22 protein-coding genes are annotated in these 24,678 nt (G+C 71.0%); 9 read left to right on the forward strand and 13 right to left on the reverse strand.

Annotated features, from left to right (window positions below; translation table 11 throughout):
- Positions 1–505 precede the first annotated feature (505 nt).
- On the reverse strand, positions 506–1,216 hold the full coding sequence (locus SCK26_RS01410) for a Sua5/YciO/YrdC/YwlC family protein (RefSeq protein WP_318199364.1): 711 nt from the start codon (positions 1,214–1,216) through the stop codon (positions 506–508).
- Positions 1,213–1,518, reverse strand: a complete 306-nt coding sequence (locus SCK26_RS01415; protein WP_318199365.1) for a hypothetical protein — start codon at positions 1,516–1,518, stop codon at positions 1,213–1,215. Before SCK26_RS01415 ends, SCK26_RS01410 begins: the two co-directional genes overlap by 4 nt.
- Positions 1,519–2,656: 1,138 nt before the next feature.
- On the opposite strand from SCK26_RS01415, the gene SCK26_RS01420 reads away from it, so the two are divergent.
- The 4 genes from SCK26_RS01420 to SCK26_RS01435 all read left to right on the forward strand — a co-directional run bounded on the left by SCK26_RS01420 (position 2,657) and on the right by SCK26_RS01435 (position 6,333).
- Positions 2,657–3,202, forward strand: a complete 546-nt coding sequence (locus tag SCK26_RS01420) for an RNA polymerase sigma factor (protein ID WP_318199366.1) — start codon at positions 2,657–2,659, stop codon at positions 3,200–3,202.
- A gap of 209 nt (positions 3,203–3,411) precedes the next feature.
- Positions 3,412–4,839, forward strand: a complete 1,428-nt coding sequence (leuC, locus tag SCK26_RS01425) for a 3-isopropylmalate dehydratase large subunit (protein ID WP_318199367.1) — start codon at positions 3,412–3,414, stop codon at positions 4,837–4,839.
- Between the two features lie 70 nt (positions 4,840–4,909).
- Positions 4,910–5,506: a 3-isopropylmalate dehydratase small subunit gene (gene leuD, locus SCK26_RS01430; protein WP_318199368.1), complete on the forward strand. Its 597-nt coding sequence runs from the start codon at positions 4,910–4,912 to the stop codon at positions 5,504–5,506.
- Positions 5,507–5,598: 92 nt separating this feature from the next.
- Entirely contained in the window at positions 5,599–6,333 is a 735-nt protein-coding gene (locus tag SCK26_RS01435) for an L-threonylcarbamoyladenylate synthase (RefSeq protein WP_318199369.1), read from the forward strand.
- Between the two features lie 87 nt (positions 6,334–6,420).
- Here the strand turns inward: SCK26_RS01435 and SCK26_RS01440 are convergent, their stop codons facing one another.
- The gene (locus SCK26_RS01440) at positions 6,421–7,668 is read right to left on the reverse strand and encodes a 2-isopropylmalate synthase (protein WP_318199370.1); all 1,248 of its coding nucleotides are present in this window, start codon (positions 7,666–7,668) and stop codon (positions 6,421–6,423) included.
- Positions 7,669–7,917: 249 nt separating this feature from the next.
- Here SCK26_RS01440 and SCK26_RS01445 point away from each other — a divergent pair, with 249 nt between their 5' ends.
- Positions 7,918–9,009, forward strand: coding sequence for a branched-chain amino acid aminotransferase (locus SCK26_RS01445; RefSeq protein ID WP_318199371.1), 1,092 nt, complete (start codon positions 7,918–7,920; stop codon positions 9,007–9,009).
- Here the strand turns inward: SCK26_RS01445 and SCK26_RS01450 are convergent.
- The 3 genes from SCK26_RS01450 to SCK26_RS01460 form a co-directional block, all read right to left on the reverse strand.
- Complete coding sequence (locus SCK26_RS01450) at positions 8,999–9,397, reverse strand: helix-turn-helix domain-containing protein (RefSeq protein ID WP_318199372.1); 399 nt, start codon at positions 9,395–9,397, stop codon at positions 8,999–9,001. The genes SCK26_RS01445 and SCK26_RS01450 overlap by 11 nt on opposite strands.
- Before the next feature lie 67 nt (positions 9,398–9,464).
- Positions 9,465–10,697 carry a cytochrome P450 gene (locus SCK26_RS01455; protein ID WP_318199373.1) on the reverse strand — a complete coding sequence of 411 codons (1,233 nt, stop codon included), beginning with the start codon at positions 10,695–10,697 and terminating at the stop codon, positions 9,465–9,467.
- Between the two features lie 110 nt (positions 10,698–10,807).
- Entirely contained in the window at positions 10,808–11,500 is a 693-nt protein-coding gene (locus SCK26_RS01460) for a ScbR family autoregulator-binding transcription factor (RefSeq protein ID WP_318199374.1), read from the reverse strand.
- Positions 11,501–11,815: 315 nt separating this feature from the next.
- On the opposite strand from SCK26_RS01460, the gene SCK26_RS01465 reads away from it, so the two are divergent.
- From SCK26_RS01465 to SCK26_RS01475, 3 genes are all read left to right on the forward strand, one after another.
- Positions 11,816–13,735 (forward strand): acyl-CoA dehydrogenase, encoded by a 1,920-nt coding sequence (locus SCK26_RS01465; RefSeq protein WP_318199375.1) that lies wholly within the window; start codon positions 11,816–11,818, stop codon positions 13,733–13,735.
- A 723-nt stretch (positions 13,736–14,458) separates the two neighbouring features.
- Positions 14,459–15,856: an L-propargylglycine--L-glutamate ligase BesA gene (gene besA / locus SCK26_RS01470; protein WP_318199376.1), complete on the forward strand. Its 1,398-nt coding sequence runs from the start codon at positions 14,459–14,461 to the stop codon at positions 15,854–15,856.
- A gap of 453 nt (positions 15,857–16,309) precedes the next feature.
- A complete protein-coding gene (locus SCK26_RS01475; RefSeq protein WP_318199377.1) occupies positions 16,310–17,113 on the forward strand; it encodes a proline hydroxylase in 804 nt (267 codons plus the stop codon).
- 291 nt (positions 17,114–17,404) lie between these two features.
- Here the strand turns inward: SCK26_RS01475 and SCK26_RS01480 are convergent, their stop codons facing one another.
- Positions 17,405–19,045, reverse strand: a complete 1,641-nt coding sequence (locus SCK26_RS01480; RefSeq protein ID WP_318199378.1) for a glycoside hydrolase 43 family protein — start codon at positions 19,043–19,045, stop codon at positions 17,405–17,407.
- Between the two features lie 517 nt (positions 19,046–19,562).
- Between SCK26_RS01480 and SCK26_RS01485 the strand changes: the two genes are divergently transcribed.
- Complete coding sequence (locus SCK26_RS01485; RefSeq protein WP_318199379.1) at positions 19,563–20,210, forward strand: carbonic anhydrase; 648 nt, start codon at positions 19,563–19,565, stop codon at positions 20,208–20,210.
- A gap of 220 nt (positions 20,211–20,430) precedes the next feature.
- On the opposite strand, the gene SCK26_RS01490 is transcribed toward SCK26_RS01485, so the two are convergent.
- The 6 genes from SCK26_RS01490 to SCK26_RS01515 all read right to left on the reverse strand — a co-directional run bounded on the left by SCK26_RS01490 (position 20,431) and on the right by SCK26_RS01515 (position 24,601).
- A complete protein-coding gene (locus SCK26_RS01490) occupies positions 20,431–20,679 on the reverse strand; it encodes an XRE family transcriptional regulator (RefSeq protein ID WP_318199380.1) in 249 nt (82 codons plus the stop codon).
- Between the two features lie 229 nt (positions 20,680–20,908).
- On the reverse strand, positions 20,909–21,469 hold the full coding sequence (locus SCK26_RS01495) for an HdeD family acid-resistance protein (protein ID WP_318199381.1): 561 nt from the start codon (positions 21,467–21,469) through the stop codon (positions 20,909–20,911).
- Between the two features lie 150 nt (positions 21,470–21,619).
- Positions 21,620–21,868 carry a hypothetical protein gene (locus tag SCK26_RS01500; RefSeq protein ID WP_318199382.1) on the reverse strand — a complete coding sequence of 83 codons (249 nt, stop codon included), beginning with the start codon at positions 21,866–21,868 and terminating at the stop codon, positions 21,620–21,622.
- 23 nt (positions 21,869–21,891) lie between these two features.
- Positions 21,892–22,302, reverse strand: coding sequence for a DUF1622 domain-containing protein (locus SCK26_RS01505; RefSeq protein WP_318199383.1), 411 nt, complete (start codon positions 22,300–22,302; stop codon positions 21,892–21,894).
- Positions 22,299–22,985 carry a hypothetical protein gene (locus SCK26_RS01510; protein ID WP_318199384.1) on the reverse strand — a complete coding sequence of 229 codons (687 nt, stop codon included), beginning with the start codon at positions 22,983–22,985 and terminating at the stop codon, positions 22,299–22,301. The genes SCK26_RS01505 and SCK26_RS01510 overlap by 4 nt, the downstream gene beginning before the upstream one ends.
- A 131-nt stretch (positions 22,986–23,116) precedes the next feature.
- Entirely contained in the window at positions 23,117–24,601 is a 1,485-nt protein-coding gene (locus SCK26_RS01515) for an alpha/beta hydrolase (protein WP_318199385.1), read from the reverse strand.
- Positions 24,602–24,678 lie beyond the last annotated feature (77 nt).

The following is a 24,678-nucleotide window of genomic DNA, read 5'->3' on the forward strand; positions in this document are numbered from 1 at the left end:
ACCCCAAACAACCTCCTCGGGACGCCTTTTCCGCAGGTCAGCGAGTGGTTACCGCCCCTGTCGCCCCGTGTCCGACGCCGGGTGTCCGCCCTGCGAATACCCGCACACGGAGGACGACTCCCCCGGCCGTGGGCAGCTCACTGAAGAAGGTGAACAAGCTCCAGCCGGTTCACGGGCTCCACAGCGACTGCGGGCGAAGTCGTTCGCGGGCGGCGGAGAGACTGGCGGCGGCCCGGCGGGCGTGGGCGCGCGATGGTGGCTGCGTCCGCGCCGTCGTTCCGGACCATCTGTCGTCGATCGCGAAGATGCCGGGCAGGCTCATCGCCCCGCTACGCCGGCGGCCTGGCCTCCGGCGAGATCACCGGCACCGAGGGCACCGGCAACGCAGGACGCGGTACTGCGCGGGTGGCGGGAGTCGCGGAGTCCTGTTTGCGGAGAGCCGCTTGCCACTTCGCCGTGGCTTCGGGCGAAAGAGGCGGAAGCAGTCCGCCGGCGCTGGGACGGGTCAGGCGTAGCGGGCCCGCAGGTAGCGCAGGTACGCGTCGACTGTGGTGTGGTACTGGTCCTGCGCCCCGTGGCGGTGCAGTTCGAGTCGGCCGGCGGGGTGCAGGCGTACGGTCGTCGTCGCCCGGCGCGGCGCGGGGCCGCGCCGCGGCGGACCGGTGGGGCCGGCGACCGCGGAGGCGGCGGCTGCGGGTTCGGCGAGGACGGGGACGGTGGCGGGGAACATCGCCAGCGCTTCCCGGCTGGTGGACGCGGGTGGGTGCCCGGTGCGGTTGGCACTGCTGACATACAGCACCGGATGGTCGTGCAGGAGTGGACGCAGCGGCTGCCATCGGGCGCCGAAGAGCAGCACCCAGCCGTCCTTGTGGGCGGGCTTCAGCCAGGCCGGCCGTGCGGCGTCGGCGCGCACAGGCACGAGTACCGTGAGGTGCTCCTCCGCCAGGAGCCGCTCCGCCAGGAGGATATGGGCGGCCGGCAGGTCCCAGAGGCCGCGCAGGCGCTGGAGGGTTCGGGGGTGGTGCGCCCACAGGGCGACCGGCTGGCCGCCGGGGCGTCCTTTGGCCTCGTTGACGGTCCGGGCCCGGGTGGCGGTCACCACATGGGTCAGCGGCTCGGGGTTGGGCAGGACCACGGCCGCGCCCTCCCTCAGGGCGCGGCGCGCCTGTGCGAGGGATGCCGGTGCGCGCGTCGGCGGATCGGTACTCGGATTCATGACGGGTTCCTGCCGGTGAGGTGGGTGAGGCGGTCAAGGTAGTCGGCGAAAGCGGCGTCATCGCTCACGGCGCGGCCGGTGCGGCACGCGCACACGTCGACGGCGATGGTGTCGCCCGGGCCGCGGGCGTGTCTCACCGGGTCGATGCCGGCGGCGAGCGCTTCGGCGGCGGTGCGGTGGGCCGCCTTCGCCGTCGCCTCCGAGGCATGGACGACCACCATGACCCGGGCGGGCCGGCTGTCCCGCACGGAGGCGACGGCCTGTTCCACGTCCCGCCGGCCACCCCGGCACACCGCTGCCACGCCCACCGCTCCCTCGGCCTCCCGCGCGACCCGCGGCCTCGGCCTCCTGGGCACGCACTGCCGGGAAACCCGCGGATGAGGACCACGCGCCGCGGACCGTCCGCACCGGACATCCGCTCCGTCTCGTGAGCGTGCGCCAGTCGCATCCGGAAGCCGGCGCTCGTCAATGTCTTGGCCTGGGCTCCGTCCCGGGCCGAGTCTTCCCGCAGCACCACCCGGCCGGCCGTCGCCGGCCCCCGCATCCCGTCCTCGGACATCCCGTCCCCGCATCGTCCGGCCTTCGGTCACGTCGCCGGACCACCCGGCACGCCGACGACAAAACGATCCACCGCCCTGGTCACCGAAGTCAGGTCGCACCCGGACCGGTCACCCGAATGAGGGAACAGCGCGCACCCGCCCTCCCCGTTGCCCGGCCCGCTCGGAATTCGGCGTATTTCCGCAGGGGGACGCGAGGCGCGACACGGAAGGTGATCATACGGATAGCGCTATAAGCGCACCAAAGGTGCGTTTGGGCGTGAGCGCAGGCAGGCGAACGCCACATCGCACCACATTATCTAATTAACCTCTCATAGAGGGGTAATACAGGCTAATTGGACTCGCGTCACACCGGCGTGCGTTACTTTGCGTCGGCTTGGATTAGGCCCGCCGGGTCGCCTTGCCTGCCCCGTACACGGTCGTGTTCCATTAGTGCGAAAGACGGGGGATTGAATTTCCATGGATCAACTGCGGTTTATCTGCTGTTGCGCCCGGCCGAAAGGAAAAGTCGCTCGCCGGGGGCAGCGCCACTCACCGTTTTCCTGTGGGAAGGGTCTTGACGTGCGGCGGACGGTACGGCGTGTCGGCCACGGGTGAGCATCGGACCGTATCCGCCGGCTCCGCAATCCACCGCATCGCCGCAGGCCACGGGCGGTAAGGCCTAGACATTCGAAACGGTGCTCCTGCCGACGGGCGTGATCGTCGCTGCGGAACACGCCGGATGCCCCGCGCCAGGAGGCAGGACTGCGCCGGTCGTCTTCTGTTCCCTTCACGAGCGGGTCGGGGTATCCCGTTCGCCGATGCAGCGCCGCGCCGCGCCGAAAAGGGACTGCCAAATCTCGGGGGAGATTTTCGCATGGATAAATCTGACGTGAATGGTGTCGTGCAACGTGCGTTGGACGGAGATCCGGCTGCCTGGGGCGAACTGCTCGGCAGGTTCTCCGGGCTGGTCGGCTGGATCACGCGCGAGCACGGCCTCAGCCACGCCGATGCCGCGGACGTCAGCCAGACCGTGTGGATGAAACTGTTCGAGCACCTCGCCGTCGTCCGCAACCCGGACAGCCTGGGTGCCTGGGTGGCCGTCGTCACGCGCAACGAGTGCCGTCGGCTGCTGAGCTGCGGGCGCCAGGAGATCAGCGCCACTCACCAGGAGCTCGCCTCCGTTCTCGTCGACGCCCGGGACATCGGCGTGCCGCTGATCCAGGACGAGTGCAGTGTGCTGCTGTGGCAGACGGCCAAGACCGTCCTCAACCAACGCGGTTACGCCATCATCCGCATGCTGATGGCCGACCCGCCGGCCAGCTACGAGCAGGTGTCCCGGCGCCTGAAGATTCCCATCGGCAGCATCGGGCCGACCCGGAACCGGTGCCTGGCCCAACTCCGCTCCGCCCCGGGCATCCACGAGTGCAAGGCGATGGTCGCATCCTGAACACCGCCTGGCGCACCGGCCCCGCGGATGCCCGTGTCCGCCGGTGCGGGCCGCCGCGAACGCCACCGCCAGGAGCCGCACCCGTACTTCCGGAGGCGGCCACCGCCCGGCCCACGTGCCCACCGTCCCGTCCGTCCCACCTCTCTCCGTCCCATCTGTCTCCGCCCGGCCCGTCCGGGTGGCTGTCGACGTCCCCGCAGGAGGAACATGTGAGTCCGGCCAGCAGTCCCCGCCCGCGCACACTCAGCGAGAAGGTGTGGGACGCGCACGTGGTGCGTCCCGGCGGCGGCTTAGGCGCGCCCGATCTGCTCTACGTGGACCTGCATCTGGTGCACGAGGTCACCTCGCCGCAGGCGTTCGCCGCCCTGCGGTCCGCGGGACGGGCCGTGCGCCGGCCCCGGCAGACCGTCGCGACCACCGACCACGTCGTGCCCACCCGGGACGCCGGCCCGGCCGCCGCCGACCCGGACGCCGCACGCCAGATCGCGGCCCTGGGCGACAACGCCCGGCGGTTCGCCCTTCCGCTGTTCGCGCAGGGCGACCGGCGTCAGGGCATCGTCCACGTCATCGGTCCGCAACTCGGGCTCACCCTGCCCGGCACCACCGTGGTGTGCGGCGACAGCCACACGTCCACCCACGGTGCGTTCGGCGCGCTGGCCTTCGGTATCGGCACCAGTCAGGTGGAGCACGTCCTCGCCACCCAGACCCTGCGGATGGTCCGGCCGGGAACCATGAGCGTGCAGATCGACGGCGATCTGGCTCCCGGTGTCTCGGCGAAGGACCTGATCCTCGGCGTGATCCGGCAGATCGGGACGACCGGCGGTTCGGGAACCCTCGTGGAGTACCGCGGCTCCACGGTCCGCAAGCTCTCCATGGAGCAGCGGATGACGGTCTGCAACATGTCCATCGAGGCCGGCGCCCGAGCCGGCATGATCGCCCCCGACGACACCACCCTCGCCTACCTGAAGGGCCGGCCCCATGCGCCGCGTGGGCGGCAGTGGCAGGAGGCGGAGGCCTACTGGCGCACCCTGCGCACCGACGAGGGAGCGCGCTTCGGGCGGACCGTGCGCATCGACGCCTCCGCTCTCGCCCCGTACGCCACCTGGGGCACGGATCCCGCGCAGAGCGCCCCGCTCAGCGGGCACGTGCCGGACCCCGCCGCGATGGCGGACCCCGGGGAACGGCGGCGGGCCGACCAGGCCCTGCGCTACATGGAACTGCGGCCCGGCACGCCGATGCGCCGGATCCCGGTCGACGTGGTCTTCATCGGCTCCTGCACCAACGGCCGGTTGGAGGACCTGCGTGCCGCGGCGGCCGTCGTACAGGGGCGCCGCGTACGGCCGTCGGTACGGGCACTGGTGGTGCCCGGCTCCACCGCGGTGAAGGAGGAGGCCGAACGCGAGGGACTGGACCGGGTGTTCACAGCGGCCGGCTTCGAGTGGCGCTCCCCCGGCTGCTCCATGTGCTGTGCGATGAACGGTGACGTCCTCGGGCCGGGGCAGCGCGCGGCCTCCACCTCCAACCGCAACTTCGAGGGCCGCCAGGGCTCCGGGGGCCGTACTCACCTGGTGTCCCCGGAGGTGGCCGCGGCCTCGGCGATCGCGGGCCGCCTCGCGGCCCCGGCCGACCTCGCGTGACGCCTGCGACCTGTACGGCGCATGTGACGCGTGCGACCGACCTGTACGACTCTCGTGAAGGGACCTCGAAGTGGAGCAGTTGGACGTGGTGCGCGGCCCGGCGCTCGTGCTGGACCGGTCGGACGTGGACACCGACCAGATCATCCCCGCCTCCCGCCTGAAGCGGGTCGACCGTGCGGGGTACGCCGACGACCTGTTCGCCGACTGGCGCGACGACGCGGACTTCGTCCTCAACCAGCCGCGTGCCGCCGGTGCCCGGGTACTGGTCACCGGACGGAACTTCGGCTGCGGCTCCTCCCGCGAGCACGCCGTGTGGGCACTGCTCGACTTCGGCTTCCGCGCGGTGCTCTGCGAGCAACTGGCCGACATCTTCCGGGAGAACGCCGTCAACGCCGGCTTGGTCCCCGTCGAGTTGCCCGCCGCCGACGTGCGGGCGGTGCGCGACGCCGTCGCCGACGACGCCGACCGGGTCGTGGAGGTCGACCTGGTGGCACGCCGGGTCCGGGTCGCCGGTACCGCGATCGACGTGCCGCTGCGGCTGGACGCCGGCGCCTGCCGTACGCTGCGCGCGGACCGGGACGCCGTCGCGGTCACCATGCGCGACGAAGAACTGATCGACCGATACGAGCGCCGGCGTCCCGAGTGGATGCCGCGGATGCCGGCCTGAAAGCGGAATGCCGCCGCGCCGTACGGCGCGGCGGACCGGTGCGTGGATAGAATCGGCGGCCCTGGGCCGCACTCACAGCAGAGGTGATTGCCTTGACCACGGCGCGCATTGTGGCAACAAGTCCCGCGGCACTTCAGGAGGCCGCCGACGTATTACGCGGAGGCGGCCTCGTGGCGCTTCCGACGTTAACCAATTACGGACTCTTCTGCGATCCGTTCAACGCCGCGGCGGTTGACCGTGTGTTCGAGGCGAAGCAGCGCACGAAATTCGGGCCGCTGAGCCTTTTCGTCCCCGAACCCCGGCAGGCGGAGGAGTACGTCCGTATTCCCGACGGGTTCGGCCCGGCGGTACTGGAGCGGATCTGGCCGAGTCCCACCGCGGTGATCTGCTGGAAGAAGCATCCCTTTCCGCCGCGCATGACCCTGGGCCTGCCCACGCTCGCCGTCTGCTGCCAGGGCCCGGGCTCGCCGCTCCAGGAGGTGCTGCGGCTCATCGGGCAACCGCTCGGCGCGTCCTCCGCCAATCTGTCCGGGCAGGGTGACATCGACGTCACCTTCGATGTCACCGTCCGCGATCTCGGTGACCGGGTGGACCTCATCCTGGACGAGGGAGAGACACGGCGCGCCAACCGCCGCCCGCAGAAGCATCCCGGCAACACCATCATCGACCTCACGTTCACCCGGCCCCACCTGGTCCGCCACGGCTTCGTCGGTCCCGAGACCCTGATCCCGCACCTCCCCGACCTCGATCTGGACACCGAGGCGTACCCGGCGCTGCTGCGGAAGCGGCGCGCCGAGACGGAGGCGGCCGGGCCGGAGCCTGCCTGACGGTCCGCTCCGCCGTGCGGTGCTCCGACGGGCCGGCCGGCCGCCGCGTGCGCGGCGGCCGGCCGGTCCTCTGGTGTGGTGCCGCTTTCAGGAGTTGCGGGCCAGCAGGCCCTCTGCGAAGAGGCGGAACTTCTCGTCGGCGACGACCGCGTCGCCCTGCCGGAACGCCTCCGACTTCACCCACTGCGTGGCCGCCCGCACCTGGTCGGCGTCCAGGTCGAGGTTCAGGTTCTCGGCCGCGGCCCGTACGACCCGGTCGCTGGCCAACTGGGTGAGGACCACCGTCGGTTCGATGCCCAGCAGGTCCGTCGGGTCGTAGGGCTGGAACAGGGAGCGGTCCACGAAGGGCGTGCCCGTGGAGATGGTGCCGACGCCCGATCCCACCAGCGGGTCGGTGACCTTCAGCGGTGTACCGGTGGCCTCCGAGACCAGCCGTGTCAGTTCGGGGACGCGTCGCAGGTCCGGGTCGGTCCACCAGAGCGACTCGCTCGTACCGATCAGACCCGGCAGCCGCTCGGGCGCGTAGCTCAGCAGGAACATCAGCTGCTCGGTGCACGCCATGCCGGACCGCTCCCCGAGGCCCAGCCACGAACTGGCGACGATGCGGATGCCGGCCCTGACGGCCTGCACCGTGTTGGCGAGCGCCATTCCGAGGTCGTTGTGCAGGTGCGCCATGACGACGGCCTGCGGATCGGCCCGCCGGGTGACGTCCGTGTACAACTCGTACGCCTCGTGCGGCAGGATCCCGCCGACCGTGTCGGCGAGCTGCACGCTGGCCACGCCCGCCTCGGTCAGCCGCGACACGGCGTCGATCAGCAGCTCCCGGTCGGCCTGCGGAGCGTGGGAGAACGCCATGTCGATCGCCAGTCCGTCGGCCCGCTCCACCGCGTACCGGGCCATCTCCACCGCCTGGTCGACGGACTCCTTGGCGGACTTCTTCAACAGCGCCTGGGACACCGCCTCGGAGCCCGGCAGGAAGTACATCAGCCGCCCGTGCGGTGCGCCGCGCATCGCGGCGATCGCCGTGTCGATGTCGCGTGGGGTGCCGCGGCAGACGCAGGTCGCGCTGATCTCCTCGACCTCCTGCGCGACGCGGCGGGTGATTTCGAACTCCTCGCGGCAGGCGGAGGGGAATCCGGCCGCGAACATCACGTGCCGGTGCCCGTCCGCGCCGAACATCCGCCCGTGGGCGCGGGCGAGGGCGATCCGTGTCTCCGCGTCCATCAGGGTCTTGCCCTGGGCGCCGTCGCGCGCCGACTCCTCGAACACCACCAGCTTGCCCGCCTTGACGGAAGCCCGGACGGCATCGCCTTCCCACACCGAATCGTTGACCATCGCACTCTCCTCCACGTGTCGCAATCTGGCGTCACGGCGCGCGTCCCGGCTGTGGCCCGGACGGCCGCGGCCGGAGCTGCTTTTGCGAGCACCGGCCGCAGAAGCAGAGTCCGCGGGTCCCCGGAAAAATACGTTCGCCGTGGCTTTCTGCCGGGCGTATCAACGGCGCCGGCCGGCCCCTCTGCTTTGACGACCGGACAGCAGCCATCCCTTCGGGGAGCGGACAGGCAACAGGAGAGGACCATCGCGATGGCCGTACCGATATCCACCGCAGCCCAGCAGGAACCGGCCGCACACCACAAGGACGCTCCGAAGCTCGGCTTCGGCGTCCATTTCACCGACCACATGGTGACCATGCGCTGGACGTCCGCGCGGGGCTGGCATCCGATGCGGCTCGAACCGTATCGGCCGCTGGAGCTCGACCCGTCGGCCCTCGGCCTGCACTACGGCCAGATCGTCTTCGAGGGGCTGAAGGCGTACGCGCAGGCGGACGGAACGGTGGCGCTGTTCCGCCCCGGGTTCAACGCCCGGCGCCTGAACCACTCCGCCGCCCGCCTCGCCATCCCGCCACTGCCCGAGGAGTCCTTCATCGAGGCGTTGCAGACCCTCGTCGCCGCGGACCGGGCCTGGGTGCCCGAGGGCGTGGGCCGCAGCCTGTACCTGCGCCCGTACATCATGGCCGTGGAACCCACCATCGGAGTGAGGCCCGCCCGCGAGTACCTGTTCGTGCTGATCGCCTCGCCCGTCGACCCGTTCTTCTCGACGGAGGTCAAACCGGTGACGGTGTGGGTGGCGGACGACTACGTGCGCGCCGCTCCCGGCGGCACCGGCGACATCAAGTTCCCCGGTAACTACGCCGCCGCCTTCCTCGCGCAGCAGCAGGCCGCCGAACACGGCTGCGACCAGGTGGTGTGGCTGGACGCGGTGGAACGGCGCTGGGTCGAGGAGATGGGAGCCATGAACCTCTTCTTCGTCGTGGACGACGGCCGCGGCAAGCCCGCCGTCCTCACTCCCCGGCTCACCGGCACGCTCCTGCCCGGCGCGGTACGCGACTCCCTGATCGCGCTGGCGACCGACGCGGGCTATCCGGTCCGCGAGGAACAGGTGTCCATCGACCGCTGGCAGACGGGCTGGGAAGACGGCTCCATCCACGAGGTCTTCGCCTGCGGCACGGCCGCCGTCGTCACCCCGGTCGGCGCTCTCAAACGCGGTGAACACCAGTGGCGGGCCCCGGCCGGCACGGGCCACCCGATCACGCTCGGCCTGCGCCGGCGCCTCCTCGACATCCAGCACGGACACATCCCGGACCCGCACGCCTGGATGACGCCGGTCACAGGCTGACCTGCCGAGCCGCCCGCCGGAGAAGCGCTCGGTCCGCGTCGCGAACCGGCTCCTCGCAGTCGTCGAGCGTGTGGGACCCGTGTGGTCGTGATGCGCGGGGACGTCCAGTGCCGGTTCGCCTTCCCGGTGGGCCTCGGTGATCAGTTCGCGGCCCCATGTGCACATGGTGGTCGCGAGCAGGCGCAGAGGACTCCGTGGCGCGGCAGCGGTCGGCCAGTGCGGCGACCCGTGCGACGGCGGCTTCCTCGACCTCCTTGGCCAGTTCGTCCTTGCGGGTGAAGTGGAAGTACAGGGCGCCCGCGCTGACGCGCGTCCGGCTGCTGATGCCCGGCAGCGAGGTCCCCGCGTAGCCGTGGTCGGCGAATGCTCCGGCAGCCGCCCGGACCACCGCCTCACGCGTTTGCGCCGCCCGCGGCTGCTTGCCCCTCTCGCTCTCCTACGGAAGTCCGCGTGCGTCAGCCGGCCGGCCGCAGCACCACCGGCAGGGTCTGGTAGCCGTTCATGAGGAAGGTGGGCATGGGTTCCAGTTCCTCCGGAGCACAGGCGAGGCGGATGTCGGGGAACCGCGCGAAGAGGGACGAGAGAGCGGTGCCGGCCTCGACGTAGGCGAGTTCCGCGCCCATGCACCGGTGCGGTCCGTGCCCGAAGCCGAGGGTGTCGCGGTCCTCGCGCAGCACGTCGAAGCGGTCCGCGTGCTCGCCGTAGCGCTCGGGATCGAGACCGCCGGCGGCGAAGGAGACGAGTATGGGGTCTCCCTTCTTGATGAGGACTCCGTCGAGGTCGATGTCCTCCACGGCGAACCGCATCGGGGAGTAGGCGCCCGGCGTGTGTACGCGCATGGTCTCGGCGGCCACGTCCTCCCAGTCGGCGCGTCCCGCGCGGACGTGTTCCAGCTGGCCGGGATGGCTCAGCAGCGCGCCCACGGCGTTGGTGATGAGGGTGGCCGTCGTGTCCTGGCCGCCGGCGATCATGAGGAACAGGGTGCCGAGGAGTTCCTCCTCGCTGAGCCGGTCGTCCTGGTCACGGGCCTGGATGAGCAGGGAGGTCAGGTCGTCGCCGGGATCGCGGCGCTTGGTCTCCACGTGCGCGGCCAGCCCGGCCAGCGCCTGCTGGCGCGCCTCCGCGATCTCCTGCGCGGGCAGAGTGGTGCTGAACACCTTGTGGAGCGCGGCGCAGAGCGCATCGCGCTCCGCGCCCTGCGGCACGCCGAACAGCTCGGAGATGACCTGCAACGGGAGCGGTTCGGCGAACGCCGCCCGCAGGTCGGTCGGGGAGCCGGGCGGTATGTCGGCCAGTGTGTCCAGCAGTTGTGCGCAGATCTCCGCCACCCGGGGCCGCATGGCCCGTGACCGGCGTGCGGTGAAGGCGCCCGCGACCAGCCGGCGCAGTCTGGTGTGGCTCTCGCCGTAGGAGAAGAGCATGTTGCGGTTGGCGACCCACGGGTGCAGCGGCCAGTCCTCGGTGATCTTCCCTTCGATGAAGGCGGGCCAGTGCAGGGAGGCGTCCTTGGAGACCCTCGGGTCGGTCAGCAGCCGCTCGACCTGCGACTGCCGTACGACGGCCCAGGCGACGATCCCGCCGGGCAGTTCCACCTCGGTGGCGGGACCCTTGTCCCGCAGCATCGCCGCCTCGTCGGCGAGGTGGCGGCCCGTCACGTCCAGGACATGGGGACAGGCGGTCGTGTTCATGGGTGCGCTCCATGGGTCGGTCCTGCATCAGCTGTGCTCGCGGCGTGCCCAGGGGGCGGTTCGCGGCTTCCGTCTCGCGGCCACGGACGCGCCGGCCCGGTGGCCGGCGGTCAGCCGACGGCTCGCACCGCTCCCTCGCCGTCGTCCGCGATCCTGTTCAGTCCGGTCGTCTCCTGGTAGACGCGTCGTCCTCGATCCGGGGCCATGTCCAGTTGGACGAACACCGTCGGGACCGCCATGCTCGACATCAAGTGCTGCTGTAACTGGGCCACCCGCTCGACCAGGTCGGCGTGATTGGTCAGCATTTTGGACAGCATCTGCACACCGGTGAACGCGCCCACGAACATGCTGGCGGCCGTATCGATATCGACGTGGGGCATCAGTTCCCCGTTGCGCTCGGCGGCCGCCAGCGTTTCGACATTGTGGTCGACCCACTCCCTCATCGGCACGCTGCGGTCCAGCCCGTCCGCGGGGGATCCCGGCTCCACGGCGAGGCGAACCCCGGCCCGGACCAGTGGATCGCCCTGCTGCAGCAGATAGGCCAGGAGGAACGCCTCGTCCAGGCCGCGCTGGAGCATCAGCGTGCGCGGGGGGACGGGAGGCATGCCGGTGATCTGGTCGGCCAGCACGGCCTGCGCCAGTTCCTCCTTGGAAGCGAAGTGGAAGTACAGCGCTCCCTTGGTGACCTTGGCTCGCAGCAGTATCTGGGCGACCGTGGCGGCCTCGTAGCCGACCTCGGCGAAGACCTCGGCCGCGGCGACCACAATGGACTTCCGCGTCCTGATCGCCCGTTCCTGTGCCACCGAAACACCTCCGCCCGCCCTGCCCACTTGCCGCGACAGAACCTAAAACCAACCTTTCGGTATGTCAACCGACGGACGGGGCCGAGAGGGTCAGCGACCTCAGGTGAGAACTCCGCGCGGAAAACAGGCAAAAACGGTGCCGTCAAGCTGGACTACCGTTCCCACTGACATGGATAAAGGCCGCTTAAGCTTATGAAAAAACCTTGCGCGCCATGCCCGGTGAGCAAGAGGGAGTTGTGAAGAAAACCGGAAGGTCAGTATCTTCAGGGCCCATACACATCGCCAACTCGTTCGGATCGCGACCTGGAGAGGGCCATGACCCAGCTGCGAGCTTCGGAGACCTCCCTGCCGTCCTCCGCGGCCGACGCCCGCCACAGGCAGCCGTACGACGACGCTCCGGCAGCCTTCGAGGACCTGACCGACCCAGACGGCACGGTCCCGGACGAGCTGGCACACGCGCTCTTCGACCGCAACGACCGGACACGGCTGCACGGTACCTGGCAACAGCTCGTCGCCGCCAAGGAGTTCCGTCACCGCCCCGACCTCACGGAGGCCGAACTCGTCGCCCTCTCCTACGAGCGGCTGCACCTCGTCAACGCCGCCGTCGACGGCGACGCTTCCCTCCTGGCCCAGGACCCGGCCCTGCTGGCGAGCCTGCACGAATGGACGGCGATCGTCGACGGCGGCGGCAGCCTGTGCACCGTGGCGAGCATTCACTACAACCTGTTCCTCGGCAGCCTCTTCGACCACGACGGCGCGGCCGGCCGGGACCTGTCCGACTTCACGTCGCTGCGACGCACGGGCACCTTCCTGTGCACCGAACTCGAGCACGGCAACGACGCCTCGGCGCTGGAGACCACCGCCACCTTCGACCCGCACACCGCCGGATTCGTCCTGCGCACCCCGCACCCGGGCGCGCAGAAGTTCATGCCCAACACCAGCACCACCGGCGGCCCGAAGACCGCCGTGGTCAGCGCGCGGCTCCTGATAGACGGACAGGACCAGGGCGTGTTCCTGTTCCTGACACCGCTGAGCGACGAGCACGGGCTGCTGCCGGGGATACGGGTGCGCCGGCTGCCGATGCGCAGAGGCGCACCGGTGGACCACTGCCTGACCTCCTTCGATGACGTGCGACTGCCCAGAGAGGCGCTGCTGGAGGCGGAGCACGGCAGGATATCCGCGGACGGGACACTGCACAGCACCCTGGGCAACCGCCGTAAGCGGTTCCTGCGGGCCATCGGCCGGGTGACCATGGGCAAGCTGTGCATGAGCGGCGCCGCCGTCGGCGCCTCCCGGGCCGCGCTGGCCATCGCCGTCCGCTACGGCGAGCACCGTCTGGTGAGCGGACCGCGCGCCGGGCAACGCATCCCCGTCAACGCCCACCGCAGCCACCACGGCAGGCTCCTGCGATCGGTCGCCACGGCGTACGCCATGACCTTCCTGCACCGTTCGGTCGTCTCCCGCTTCGTGCACCGGACCGACGAGGACCGGGACGAAGTGGAGCGGCTGGTCGCCGTCGCCAAGGGCTGGATCACCTGGCAGGCCCGTGACATCACCGCCGAGTGCCGGGAACGCTGCGGTGCGCAGGGGCTGTTCTCGGTGAACGCGCTGTCCGACTTCTCCCCGTACGTCGAGGGCACCATCACCGCGGAGGGTGACAACCTCGTCATCTGGCTGAAGGCCGCCGCCGAGATGGTCTTCGGGTACGACAGCACCCCGGCGAACCCCGGCTCGCCCGCGCAGGGTTCGCTGACCGATCCGCGCTGTGTGCGGGACCTGCTGGCCTGTGCGGAGACCATCTGGCAGAAGCGCGCCCGCGCCGGACTGCGCCAAGGGCCCGCCAAAGACCCCGTCGGCCGCTGGAACGCCGCTTCCACCGCGGCGTTGGAACTGGTCTCGATCCACGCCCGCGTGCGGGCCGCCGACGCCTTTCTCAGCGCGGCGGCGGACACGGGCGCACCGGTGGCCCGGAAACTGCTGGAACGAATATGCCTGCTGTTCCTGCTGCGGGAGATCGGCCCGTACACCGGCGACCTGCTGGCCGCCGGCCACATGTCCAGCGCGCAGGTCCGCCGGCTTCCGGAGGTGCTGGAGGCGGTGGTGGCCTCGCTCGCCCCTCACATGAGGACGCTCGTCGACGCCTTCGACCTGCCCGCCGAGTTCCTTGACGGGATTCCCATCGCCAACGGCGACTGCGTCCCTCTGGCCGACTACACCGGCGGCCCGGATGCCTGAACCGGAAGGCACCGCACGGGCGAGGTGACCCGGAATGGGCCGGACCGGTGAGGCCGTCTCGTGTCCGGCCACGGCCGGGACCTTCGGCCGTGGACCGGTGAGGCCGGCGACCGCGACCGGCTGCTGAGCGGCCCTTCGGTTTCCGGCACGGTCGTCTGCGGATGGCACCGAACCGGAGAGCGGGCCAGGGCCGCCACCATGCACGGCAAGGCCGCCGCGAAGGGCGCCGCCGGGCCGGGCTTCGCGCTGTGCTGATGCCGTGGTCACGGGCGACACGGTGGGCTTCGGGGGCCGATTCGGTCAGCGGGCGCGGCCACGGCCCGTGCGTGTGGCGGGCGCGTGGTGGCGGGCGCCAGACCTCGGGAACCGTCTGCCGTCGTCGCGGCCTGCAAAGGCCGGATGGCGGGGGTACGACGGGCCGACCGCGCTCGCCGTCCGGCACCGGGTGGACAGCGGCGCCCCGAGCCGCTCCTCCGGCTGCCTGTCAGCCGCCCGGCCGCGCGGGTCGGGTTGGTCGGCCTTCCTCCACCTCTCCTCGGTGTCCGGCCGCTCGGGGTCGCCGCCACCGGACTCGTCCCGCTACATGGAGAAAACCAACCGAATGGGCGTCATTTACTGGCGCTCTTCGTAAATCGGGTCTCATAGCCTTGAGTCCGGCATCCGATGCGTACGGGGCCGTCGTTGCCGCCCAGCACCCACATGAACGAGGCAGAGCGCTTCCATATGACTGATCCCGGTTCGACGAAGATCCTGATCTACGCGTTCAACTACGCGGACCGCATGCTGGAGGAGGTTCCCTATCTGCGGTACTCGGCCGAACGCAGCCTGTGTTTCCTCGGGGATCTGCGCGACCCGGGCACCCGGATGGTGGTGATCACCGCGGAGGCCGTCGACCCCTACACCCTCGACTACCACCTGCGGGAGGTCCTGCGCTTCGACGAGCGGACCTTGGACGACGTACGGCGGAGGCTCACCCTGCTGACCCCGGCCTCGCGCGCGGCCCGCCCGCTGGACTCGCTGGCCGTGGAGGACGAAGCGCTGGTCGAGACGTTGCGCCGGACGGTCTCCGAGCGGCCCGCGGGCGTCATCGTGAACTTCTCCGCGTCTCCCGCGACGGACGAGCTGGGCCGGCGGACCGGCGCGGCGCCCGAGGAGGGCGGCCATCCCTTCGTGGCCCGGTGGGGCGGCAAGGGCGGAGGCAAGGAGATCTGCCTGCGCGCCGGGGTCGCGGTGCCCAAGGGCACCTCCGAGGTGCTGCACAGCGAGGAGGAGGTGGTCGAGGCGATCCACCGGCTCTCCCACGGTACGGCTCCCGCACGCCGCGCCATGGTCAAGCTCGCCCCCATCACCTGGGCCGCCTCGATCGGCAACGTCCTGATCGACTGCGAGAGACTCCGGCACACCGGCGACCTGCTCGCGTCGGCCGAGGTGATCCGGCTCCCCGCCGGCGAGTTCCGCCGCGAACTGGCCCGACACGGCGCCATCGTGGAGGAGTTCATCGACGAGGTCACCGACTCCCCGAGCGGCCTCGGCCGTGTCGAACGGGACGGAACCGTACGGGTGATCGCCTGTCACGACCAGGTGCTGACCGGCGGCCAGTACTGGGGCTGCCGCTTCCCGTGCGACGAACGGTGGCGGCCGGCCATCGTGGACGCGGTGCGCCGGAGCGGCGAGGTGCTCTCCGGGCTCGGCCACCGCGGCACCTTCGGCGTCGACTTCGTGGTCACCGGGGAACGCGGGCTGCTCGCGGTCGAGATCAACCTCCGCAAGGTCGGCCCCAGTCATGTGATCCGCTGCGCCGAGGCGCTGGTGGGAGCGCGGGTCGGGGCGGACGGCATGCTGCGCGGTACCGACGGCCGTCCGGTGTACTACACGCACGGACGGCTGCTGGAGCCGGAGACCCTCGGCAAGCTCAATCCGCGCGCGGCGGTCGAACGGCTGCGCTCGGAAGGGCTGTTGTACCGCCACGACACCGGCGAGGGCGTCGCCCTGCACGTCCTCGGCGCCCTCAACGCGTGCGGTTTCGTGGAACTGACCGCGCTCGCCCACGCGCCGGGTGCCGCGGACGACTACTCACGGGCGGCGCAGGCGGTGCTGACCGGGCCGGACCCGGCCGCATGACTCGGCGGACCGACGCACGGCAAGCCGGCGCGGACCGGGTGCACCGGGCGCCGGGCCCATGCCACCGCCGCCCCCCGGCGCCGTCGACGGCGTCCCGGAAGACCTCCAGGATCAGCACCGGACCTTCGACGTCCACCGAGACCCGCAGCAAGTCCCGCCCGATCCCTCAGGGCCCGGTTCCTCTGAGAGGCGGGCGCATCCGGCGCTGCCGGAGATGTTTTCCGGCCATCCTGTCCGGGTGGGAAACCGAACGTTTCCGGCCGACTCCGCGGGCCGCCTGCGCCTCAGGCGGTCGGCATCTCCGCCGCCGTCCGGCTTGTGAGCTGGACCCGGCCCTCTCCCGCCTCGTCGGCGGGCGCCGCGAACCGGCCTGTCCGGCCCTTACTTCGACGGAACGTGTCGCTGTACTATGACACCTCTTGCTGCGACTTCGACTTCAGTATCGGAGGCGAGATGTCCGGCGCGACACATGATCCGGTGTTCCCCGCCGTGGAGGCGGTGGCCTTCACCCGGCAGCACATCGACGACCTGGCGGCCGGGCTGCTCGGCACCGTCCGGGTACCCGGCTTCTTCGGCCGGCCGGCGCTCGACACCATGCTGACCTCGTTGCACCGGATCCCGGTCGTCAGCTTCGACCTGGACCGCATGCAGCATCCGATGGCCAGGTTCGGTACCGCGCTCAACGACTACCGCACCCCCGAACTGGCCCTGGACGCCGGTCGCTACTGGCACGACGCCGACACCGCACGGCGCCAGTGGGCCGAGATCCGGATGACCCCCGACCCGTTGGAGCTGGCCCTGGACGCCCTCGGCCGGGCGTGGGGCGTGCGCCCCGTACCCGCCACCGTCGGCGGCCGGCCCGCCTTCGTCGGTATGCTGCGCGAGGTCAACGACGGCACCTTCATCCACTACGACGACATCAACCGGGAATACCGCGGCGGGCTCTTCGACCAGAAGGTCGTGGCCCAACTGGCGTTCAACGCCTGGCTGACGGCCCCACTCGAAGGCGGCACCACCACCGTGTGGCGCCACCGCTGGGAACCCGCCGACGAGGACCGCCGACACGGCTACGGCTTCCAGCCCACCGCGGTCGAGAACGACCCGTACGTCACGCTGTCCCCGACGGCCGGCGACGCCCTGCTGTTCAACGCGAACAACTACCACATCGTGCGCCCCAGCGCCCCGGGCCAGCGGCGGATCGCCCTCGCCTGCTTCCTCGGCATCACGGCCGGCGGCGAACTGGTCATCTGGTCCTGACCGTTCGCCCTTCGGCCTCCGCGCCTCACGGTCGGCCACGGACCGGCGGATCCGCATCTCGGTGGCGCCCGGGCGACGGCTCGGTCCTTGGGCGTGTCGGAGGTGGCAGGGCCTCGGTGGTCAGGGTCTGGTCGTGGCCGGAGCGCACCATTTCGCCGTGGTTGATGCCATTGGTCCGCACGACCCGTACGCCCTCTTCGAGGCGTCGGACACCCGCGAGGGTGTCCGGCACCGACCGGTGCCTGCCATCACCAGGGTGGTGTCGCCGCATCCGTCGGGGAGACGACGTGGTCAGGGAGCGGTCACCTCGAACCGCGTGACGCGGACGGAGCCGCCGAGTGCTCCGGTGGTGTAGTTGAAAAGGGCGTAGCGGTAGCCCATGAAGAACTGCCAGGCGTTGTTCAGGGTGAACGCGGGCCCGAACGGGATGAAGTTGGTGCCGTCGGTGCTGTAGGAGAACCTGGCGGTGCGGTTCGCGCCGGGGGTGATGTCGGCTTTCGCCCGCAGCCAGATCCGGCCGCCCGAGACGTTGGCGCTCGCTCTCACGGCTCCGGTGCCGGTGGTGTTCCAGTTGGAGTCCATGGTGAGACCGTCGACCATGACCACGCGGGTGCCGCCGCTGTCGCGCATGAGCCCGACGCAGGCGGAGGAGTCCCGCAGCAGGGCCAGACCCGCCCGGTCCCCGTCCCGCATTCCCGAGTACTCCACCAGTGCCGTCGCGGTGGAGGTGGGCCCCGGAATGCGGTGGGTGAGGGTGTTGCGGGCCCAGTACAGGTCGCTTGTGACGGTCGCGGTGCGCAGCGTGAGACCGTTGCCCACCGACCACTTGCTGTTGTCGGGGTTGTGGTTCCACTCCCATTTCGGCGCCAGGGACGTCCCGGTGAAGTAGTCCACGCCCGTCATCGGCTCGACGGCGCGGGGCGGCGTGGGAACGGCGGGGGCCGGATACGAGCTTCCCCAGGCGTTGTTGACGAGCTGCACCGTGGGCCAGCCGTCGGACGTCCAGGTGACCGGGGCCAGGACGGGGATGCGGCCGCCGGGATAGGCGTCGACGAACGCCATGTAGTACCACGCCCCGTACTGTGTCTGGACCAGTCCGCCCTGGTGCGGAACCCCTCCCCCGCCGACCGGGCCGGGCAGGTCGAGCAGCACCTGCCTCAGCGTGTAGGGCCCGAAGGGGCCGCTCGTCGACTTCAGGACGTACTGGCCGTTGGCGGGACGCGTCAGGAAGATGTAGTAGTTGCCGTTGATCTTGTAGAAGCGGGAGCCTTCCAGGGTTCCGATGCTCGACGGAGTGCTGAACACCTGCTGGGTGCGGACCTGGGTACGGCCGTCCGCGGAGAGTTGCGCCACGTTGATCGTGGTGTTGCCGTAGGCCACGTACAGGGTGTCGTCGGTGTCGACGAGCATGCCCGCGTCGTAGTAGGCGGTGCCGATCGTGGTCAGCCGGCTCCAGGGGCCCTCGACGGCGGTCGCCGTGTACAGGTAGGTTCTGGCGAAGTCGATCTGGCCCACCCAGTAGAACGTCTTGTTGGACGGACGGTAGGCCAGTGACGAGGCCCAGATGCCGCGGACGTAGCCGCGGGCGCCGTTGAGGTCGTATTTCGAGCCGAAGTCCAGGACCGGCACGGAATGGCCGGCGAACTCCCAGTTCACCAGGTCGTAGGAGCGCAGGATCGGCGCGCCGGGCGAGTAGTGCATGGTCGAGGCCGAGCAGTAGTACGTGTCGCCGACCCGGATGATGTCGATGTCCGCGAAGTCCTGCCAGAGCACGGGGTTGGTGTAGGTGGCGGCGAGGGCCGGGGCAGGTTCAGCGGGCTGCGCGGCGGACGCCTGCCCGGCCGTCGCGGTGTGCAGCACGCCTCCCGCCACCAGGCCGGTGCCCGTGGCGAGTACGGCACGACGATTCACTGGTTGACGAGACCATGACATGGATAGGCTCCTTGTGTCGTCGGGCGGCCGGGACTGGAGGGGCGAGTCGCCACGCCCCTGTGCGTTCGATGTTTCGAACATGCTTCGGGTGATCGGACGGTAAGGATCGTAGAGAGCACCCGGGGTCCGTCAACCCCTCTGCATCATTCGATGGATGCGCCGAAATAATTCGAGCCGCCGGACAGCGCCGGGTCCGCCACCGCGTCAGCCGCGCCCCACCTCGGACGCCGACACTTTCCTCCTGCTCAAGCCCTTGCGGCCCGGGCGCGGTCGCTCCTCGCCCGCGGCAAACGGCGCAGCGCGTCGGCCGTTGAGCCTCATGCTCGTCGCTGACCGACCGCGTTGACTACCGCGTCAGATCGGCGACACAATCGCTGACACCGACGGTCGTTTCCGTTGGGATCGCTGGGGCTCCTCCCTGTGCGCCGCCCGTGAAGCCGCCGGCAGGCCGGTGAGGGACGGCACTGTTCAGCACCCTGGGGGCGCGGCCCGACGGGTCGCCTCGTAGGCTTCCCCCATGGCTTCCATCCCTGTCTCCCCTGCTCAGGCACTCGACGCCTTGCTCTCCGGAAACAAGCGCTTCGTTTCCGGAACCCCGCACCACCCCAACCAGGACGCCGCGCGGCGGGCCGAACTCGCCCCGGCCCAGAAGCCCTTCGCGGTCCTGCTGGGATGCTCCGACTCCAGGTTGGCCGCCGAGATCATCTTCGATCAGGGCCTGGGTGACCTGTTCGTGGTCCGCACCGCCGGCCATGTCCTGGGCCCGGAGGTTCTGGGCAGCATCGAGTACGGCACCAGCGTGCTGGACTGCCGCCTCGTCGTGGTCCTCGGACACGACTCGTGCGGCGCGGTGGCGGCGGCCCGCGCCGCCGTCGAGGACGGAGCGTCGGCGGGCGGATACGTCCGCGACGTCGTCGAGCGCGTCACCCCCAGCGTGCTCGCCGCCCGCGCGGCCGGCCGCACCGAGGACAGCGACGTCATCGACACCCACATCGAGCACACCGTCGATCTGCTCCTGGACCGCTCCCGCGTCCTGGCCGACCAGGTCGCCTCCGGCCAGACCGCCGTCGTCGGCCTCGCCTACCGGCTCGCCGAAGGCAGCGCCCGGCTCGTCACCGCCCACGGCATCCCGGACGCGGCCGCATCCACCGCGCACGCCGGCTGATCACTCACCCGGCTGAACCCACCACGACAGCAGCCGCGGCGCGCGGACTCCGCGCGCCGCGCACGTGTTCATACGTCGGGGCCGAAAGGTGAGGCCGGCCACCGCGCTTGACGACAACGACCGCGGCGGCCGGTGCCGGGCCGGACTCAGGACAGCGCAAGACGGCGATGGCCCTCTCCGTCGCGCCATGCCCAAAAGCGCCTTGTGCCTGGCCGACGTCTCACACCGGGTGGCCCGCGTGCACGACGGTCCGACGTCCCCGGCTCGCCGCCAGTACCTCTGGCAGCGGCAACGACAGCGCCCGGGCCAGTTCCGTGAGTTCTTCCCGCGTCGGGCGGATCGGCCCGTCGGCTCCGTCTTCGATAAACGCCTTGACGCGCGGGGCGCGGATACCGGTGGTGTAGGCGATCGCCTCGGCACTCAGGCGCTGCCGGCGCAGCGCGTGCGCGAGCAACTCGGCCAGTTCCATTGTCCGCCCTCCTCTAGCTCTTCCGGCCGGTCCGGCCGCGCACGGCCTTGGACGCTGCCCCGCGCCGGCCGGCTGCCCGGACTCATGTGTCACGTATGCCCGGTCTGCGCTGTGGCATGAGCCGCGGTCCCGGCCGACCCACCGGTGCCGGAGCCGGGACACCTGCGTGCGTCCGGTGCCGGAGCCCGTTGGCGATTCATCCGGCTCCCCTGCCCGCGCGCCTCGCCGGTTAAGCGTGCCGGGCGTGGCGGGCCGGGCGTGCGGCGGCGGTGGTGCCGTGCAGCCGCCAGGCGGTAGCGAGTACCAACGCGGCCGAGATCAGCGCGTAGAGGCCGATGACCTGGGCGACGGTGATCGCGCCCACGTCCGGCCGGGCCCAGATCAGCACTCCGGCGATCACGGAGGCGGCGCCGGCCAGGAACAACAACCACTCGTGATGCAGTTCCCGGCGGAAGTGCACCGCCGCCCAGATCTCCGTGATGCCGGTGATCACGGCCCACGCGCCGACCAGGCTGATCAACGCGAGCGCGGTCACGCCGGGCCAGGCGATGGCGATCACGCCGACCACGATGCCCAGGACACCGCCGACCGCGTGCGCCGACCGGTGCCCCGTGCCGCCTTCCTTGCGCACGGCACTCGCCAGCAGCGCCACGCCGTCGACGAGCGCGTACACGCCGAACAGCAGAGCCAGCGCCAATACCGTCACTCCCGGCCATATCAGTGCCACGATCCCGAACAACAAGGCCGCCGCGCCCCGCAGTACCAGCATCCACGTCAGCTGTCGACGCACTCGCTCATCCCTTCGCTCGACTGACCCGATCCGCCCCTCATACCCCGAGTTCCCGGCTTGTCGACCCCGGGGAGAAGCGAGAGTGCGGGAAGAACGGGGCCCTGTTCGACACCGGCCTGCGTCACTACGCCCGGGCCGCCGCCGACGCGCTCACCGAGGCAAATCGGTCCCGGGCGTAGTGTCATGCGACCGGGACAGGGCGAGGGAGGCGCCGAGGAGTTTGCGCAGTGCGATCACCGCTGCCGCCAGGACGATACTGTCCCACGACGGCTCGCCGGCCAGTCGGAGCAGTCCGGCGGCGGTCAGGAAATCCAGCAGCACGGCCAGGAACCCTCGCACGGTGTGCGTCAGGCGCCAGGCCGCTGCCGCGGCGACGAGACCGAGAGCGGTGATCAGCACAGCCGCCGTCGGTAGCCACGTGCTCAACTCGGCAGGCCCTTGGTGCCGTGCGAGGGTGCCGTCTCGCCTCGTTCGATCTCGGCGCGCTCCTGGGCGATCTCCCGGCCGAGGAAGTAGTTCAGCGCGGTCCGGATGGCCGCGATGGCCGCCAGCTGGCCGATCTCCGTGAAGCTCGGCGCAACCGCCGTGCGCAGCACGTCACCGGCGAGCTGGAACTCCAGGCCCAGAACAAGGAAGCGGCCCAGGCTCAGCCTGATCCGGTTGAACCCCGCCACCCTGCCGCGCCCTCGCATGCCCGCCCGTACGAACTGCACGAACGCCCACGCGCCGCCGATGAAGATGATCAGCGCGCCGGCGGACTCGATCAGCCTGACCAGCAGTCCGATCACCTCGCGCAGGGTCGACTCGGGCAGCATTTCCACCGACAAGGTCATGCGGGTGCCGGTACCCCCGGGTGCGGCCGGCAACGCCCTTTCTCGCCCGCCGTGCCACTGTCGAGTGATCCCATGTCCTTCAGGTCGAGGGCGCCCTTGCCGTCACCGTCCGCGAACCGGCGGGAGGCGTCCCGCACCGGGGTGGTGCCGCCGGCGTCGAACGAGGCGAGGAAGGGGTTGGCGGCGCCGCTCTCCTTGGGCTGGCCCATCAGGAGACGGTTCTGAGCGCGGGCTCCCGGGGCCAGCTGGAGCCGGCCGACGTCGTTCCAGCCGGTCGAGTCGACCGTGCCGTCGGCGGACATGTCCAGGGTCGTGGGCGCCGTGGCGCACTGGTAGTCCTGGAAGACGTAGGCGTGCGTGCTCCACACCTTGCCTCCGGCGAAGGCGACTGGCCGGCCGCAGGTGTCGTACGCGGCTCCGTACGCTCCGTTCTGCTGGAGCGTGCCGGTGTCGTAGCTGACGACCCGGGAGCGCTCGCCCACGTACAGCGTCGCGGAGTCCTCGCTGAGCGCCACGCCCGAGACCGCGTACTGGTGCCGGAGCGTGGTGACCTTCTGGCCCTTGAAGTCGTAGACCAGCACGGTGCCCTCGGAGTTGGTGTCGCGCTGGTCGGTGATGTAGACGCGCTCGTGCACGGAGTCGACGGCCAGGCCCGAGTACGACGAGATCGACAGCTTGGCCACGGCGTCGGAGGCCGGGGCCCGGTGGACCGTCCACCAGGGCCGGCCGTGACGATCGCCGGTCGGGACGCGGCGATCGGCCGCGACGTCACGGGTGTGCCGGTCGGCCCAGGCGGATCCGGCTCGGCACGTTGTCAGGACGGCACGGCAGGACAACTGGTGCCCCGAGGTGGGACTTCCAGGTCGGTGAGGTAGCTGTCCACGGCGTCCTCCATGCACGGGCCGCTGGTGACGCTGCCGTGCCCTTGGCCCTCGTAGGTGAGCAGCACGCCGCTGCGGCCGAGCTGCCGGGCCACCGACACCGCCCACGGGTAGCCGGTGGCGGGGTCGTGCAGCGCGTTGGACACCAGGATCGGCGGGGCACCGTGTACGGCCAGGCGGTGCTGCGGGTTGGCGGCCGGTGCGCCCAGACACGCGGCTGTCATGTGGATCGGCAGCAGGTACGGCAGGTCAGGCGCCGTCCTGTTCATCATGGTGACGAGCGAGGCGTACTCCTGGTAGTCGCGCACCGGCAGGTGCCAGTCCGAGCAGAAGACCGGGGTGGCCGGATGCAGCGGTGCCGTCGAGGTGGGGGACGCGGGCAGCGGCCGGCTCGCGTCCAGGCCCGCGATCGCCGTGGCCAGGCCCGCGTGGTCGGCCTCGTAGAACTTCCGGAACGCGATCTTGTTGACCAGGTCCGAGGACGACAGCCGGGCACCCGGCTCGGCCGGGTCCTCCAGCTCGCCGCGCGCGGCCCGGGCCAACAGGCGCTGCCAGACGGCGCGGACGCCGCGGTCGCGCAGCGCGCAGTCCGCGGCACCGTCGCACCACTTCACGAACTCCTGGAAGGAGTCCTCCGCCGTGGCCGCCTCGGACCGCAGGAAGTCACGGGTGGTCGGGACGCTGTGGTCCATGACGCTCTCCAGCACGAGCGCCCGCACGCGGCGCGGATACGTCTCGGCGTACTGCGTGCCGAGCAGCGTGCCGTACGAGCTGCCGTGGAAGGTCAGTCGACGCTCGCCGAGAGCGGCCCGGAGGGCGTCCAGGTCCCGGACCGTCTGGGCGGTGTCGAGGTGGTCGAACACCGGGCCGGTACGGGCCCGGCAGTCGGCGCGGAGCCGCCTGTTGTACGCCATGGTGGCGTCGAAGTCCGCCTGGCTGTCCAGCTCCGGTGACGGTCGCCCGGCAAGCAGGTCGCCGGAGCAGGACACCGGGTTGCTGCCGCCCACGCCGCGCGGGTCGAAGCTGACGATGTCGAACCTGCGGCGGACCTCGGGACTGAAGCGGCTGATGCGGCGCACCACCATGTCCACGCCCGAGTCGCCCGGCCCGCCGGGACCGAACACCATCGAGCCGACGCGCGCGCCGGGATCGGTGGCCTTGCGGCGGGCCACTGCCAGGTCGAGTCGCTGCCCGTCCGGGTGGGACCAGTCGACCGGCACCGAAAGAGCGGCGCACTCGGCTTCCGGCTTCGCCGGGTCGTCACACGGTGCCCACCGCAGGGCTCCGGTGGCGGACGGCGACGCCTGGACCGCGGGAGCGGCGGCGAGGCCGGTGACGACGGCCATGGCGGCTCCCACGGCCGTCGTCGTGCTCCGCGCGGTGATGCGCCGCAGTGCGGATCTGCCGCTGAACGGCATGGATCCTCCTCGTGGAGAGAGCGGTTGTGTCAGGCGTGCGGACCCGGCCGGGGCACCGTCGTCACATTAGGTGCGCC

The sequence above is a fragment of the Streptomyces sp. SCL15-4 genome (genome assembly GCF_033366695.1).
GTDB lineage: Bacteria > Actinomycetota > Actinomycetes > Streptomycetales > Streptomycetaceae > Streptomyces.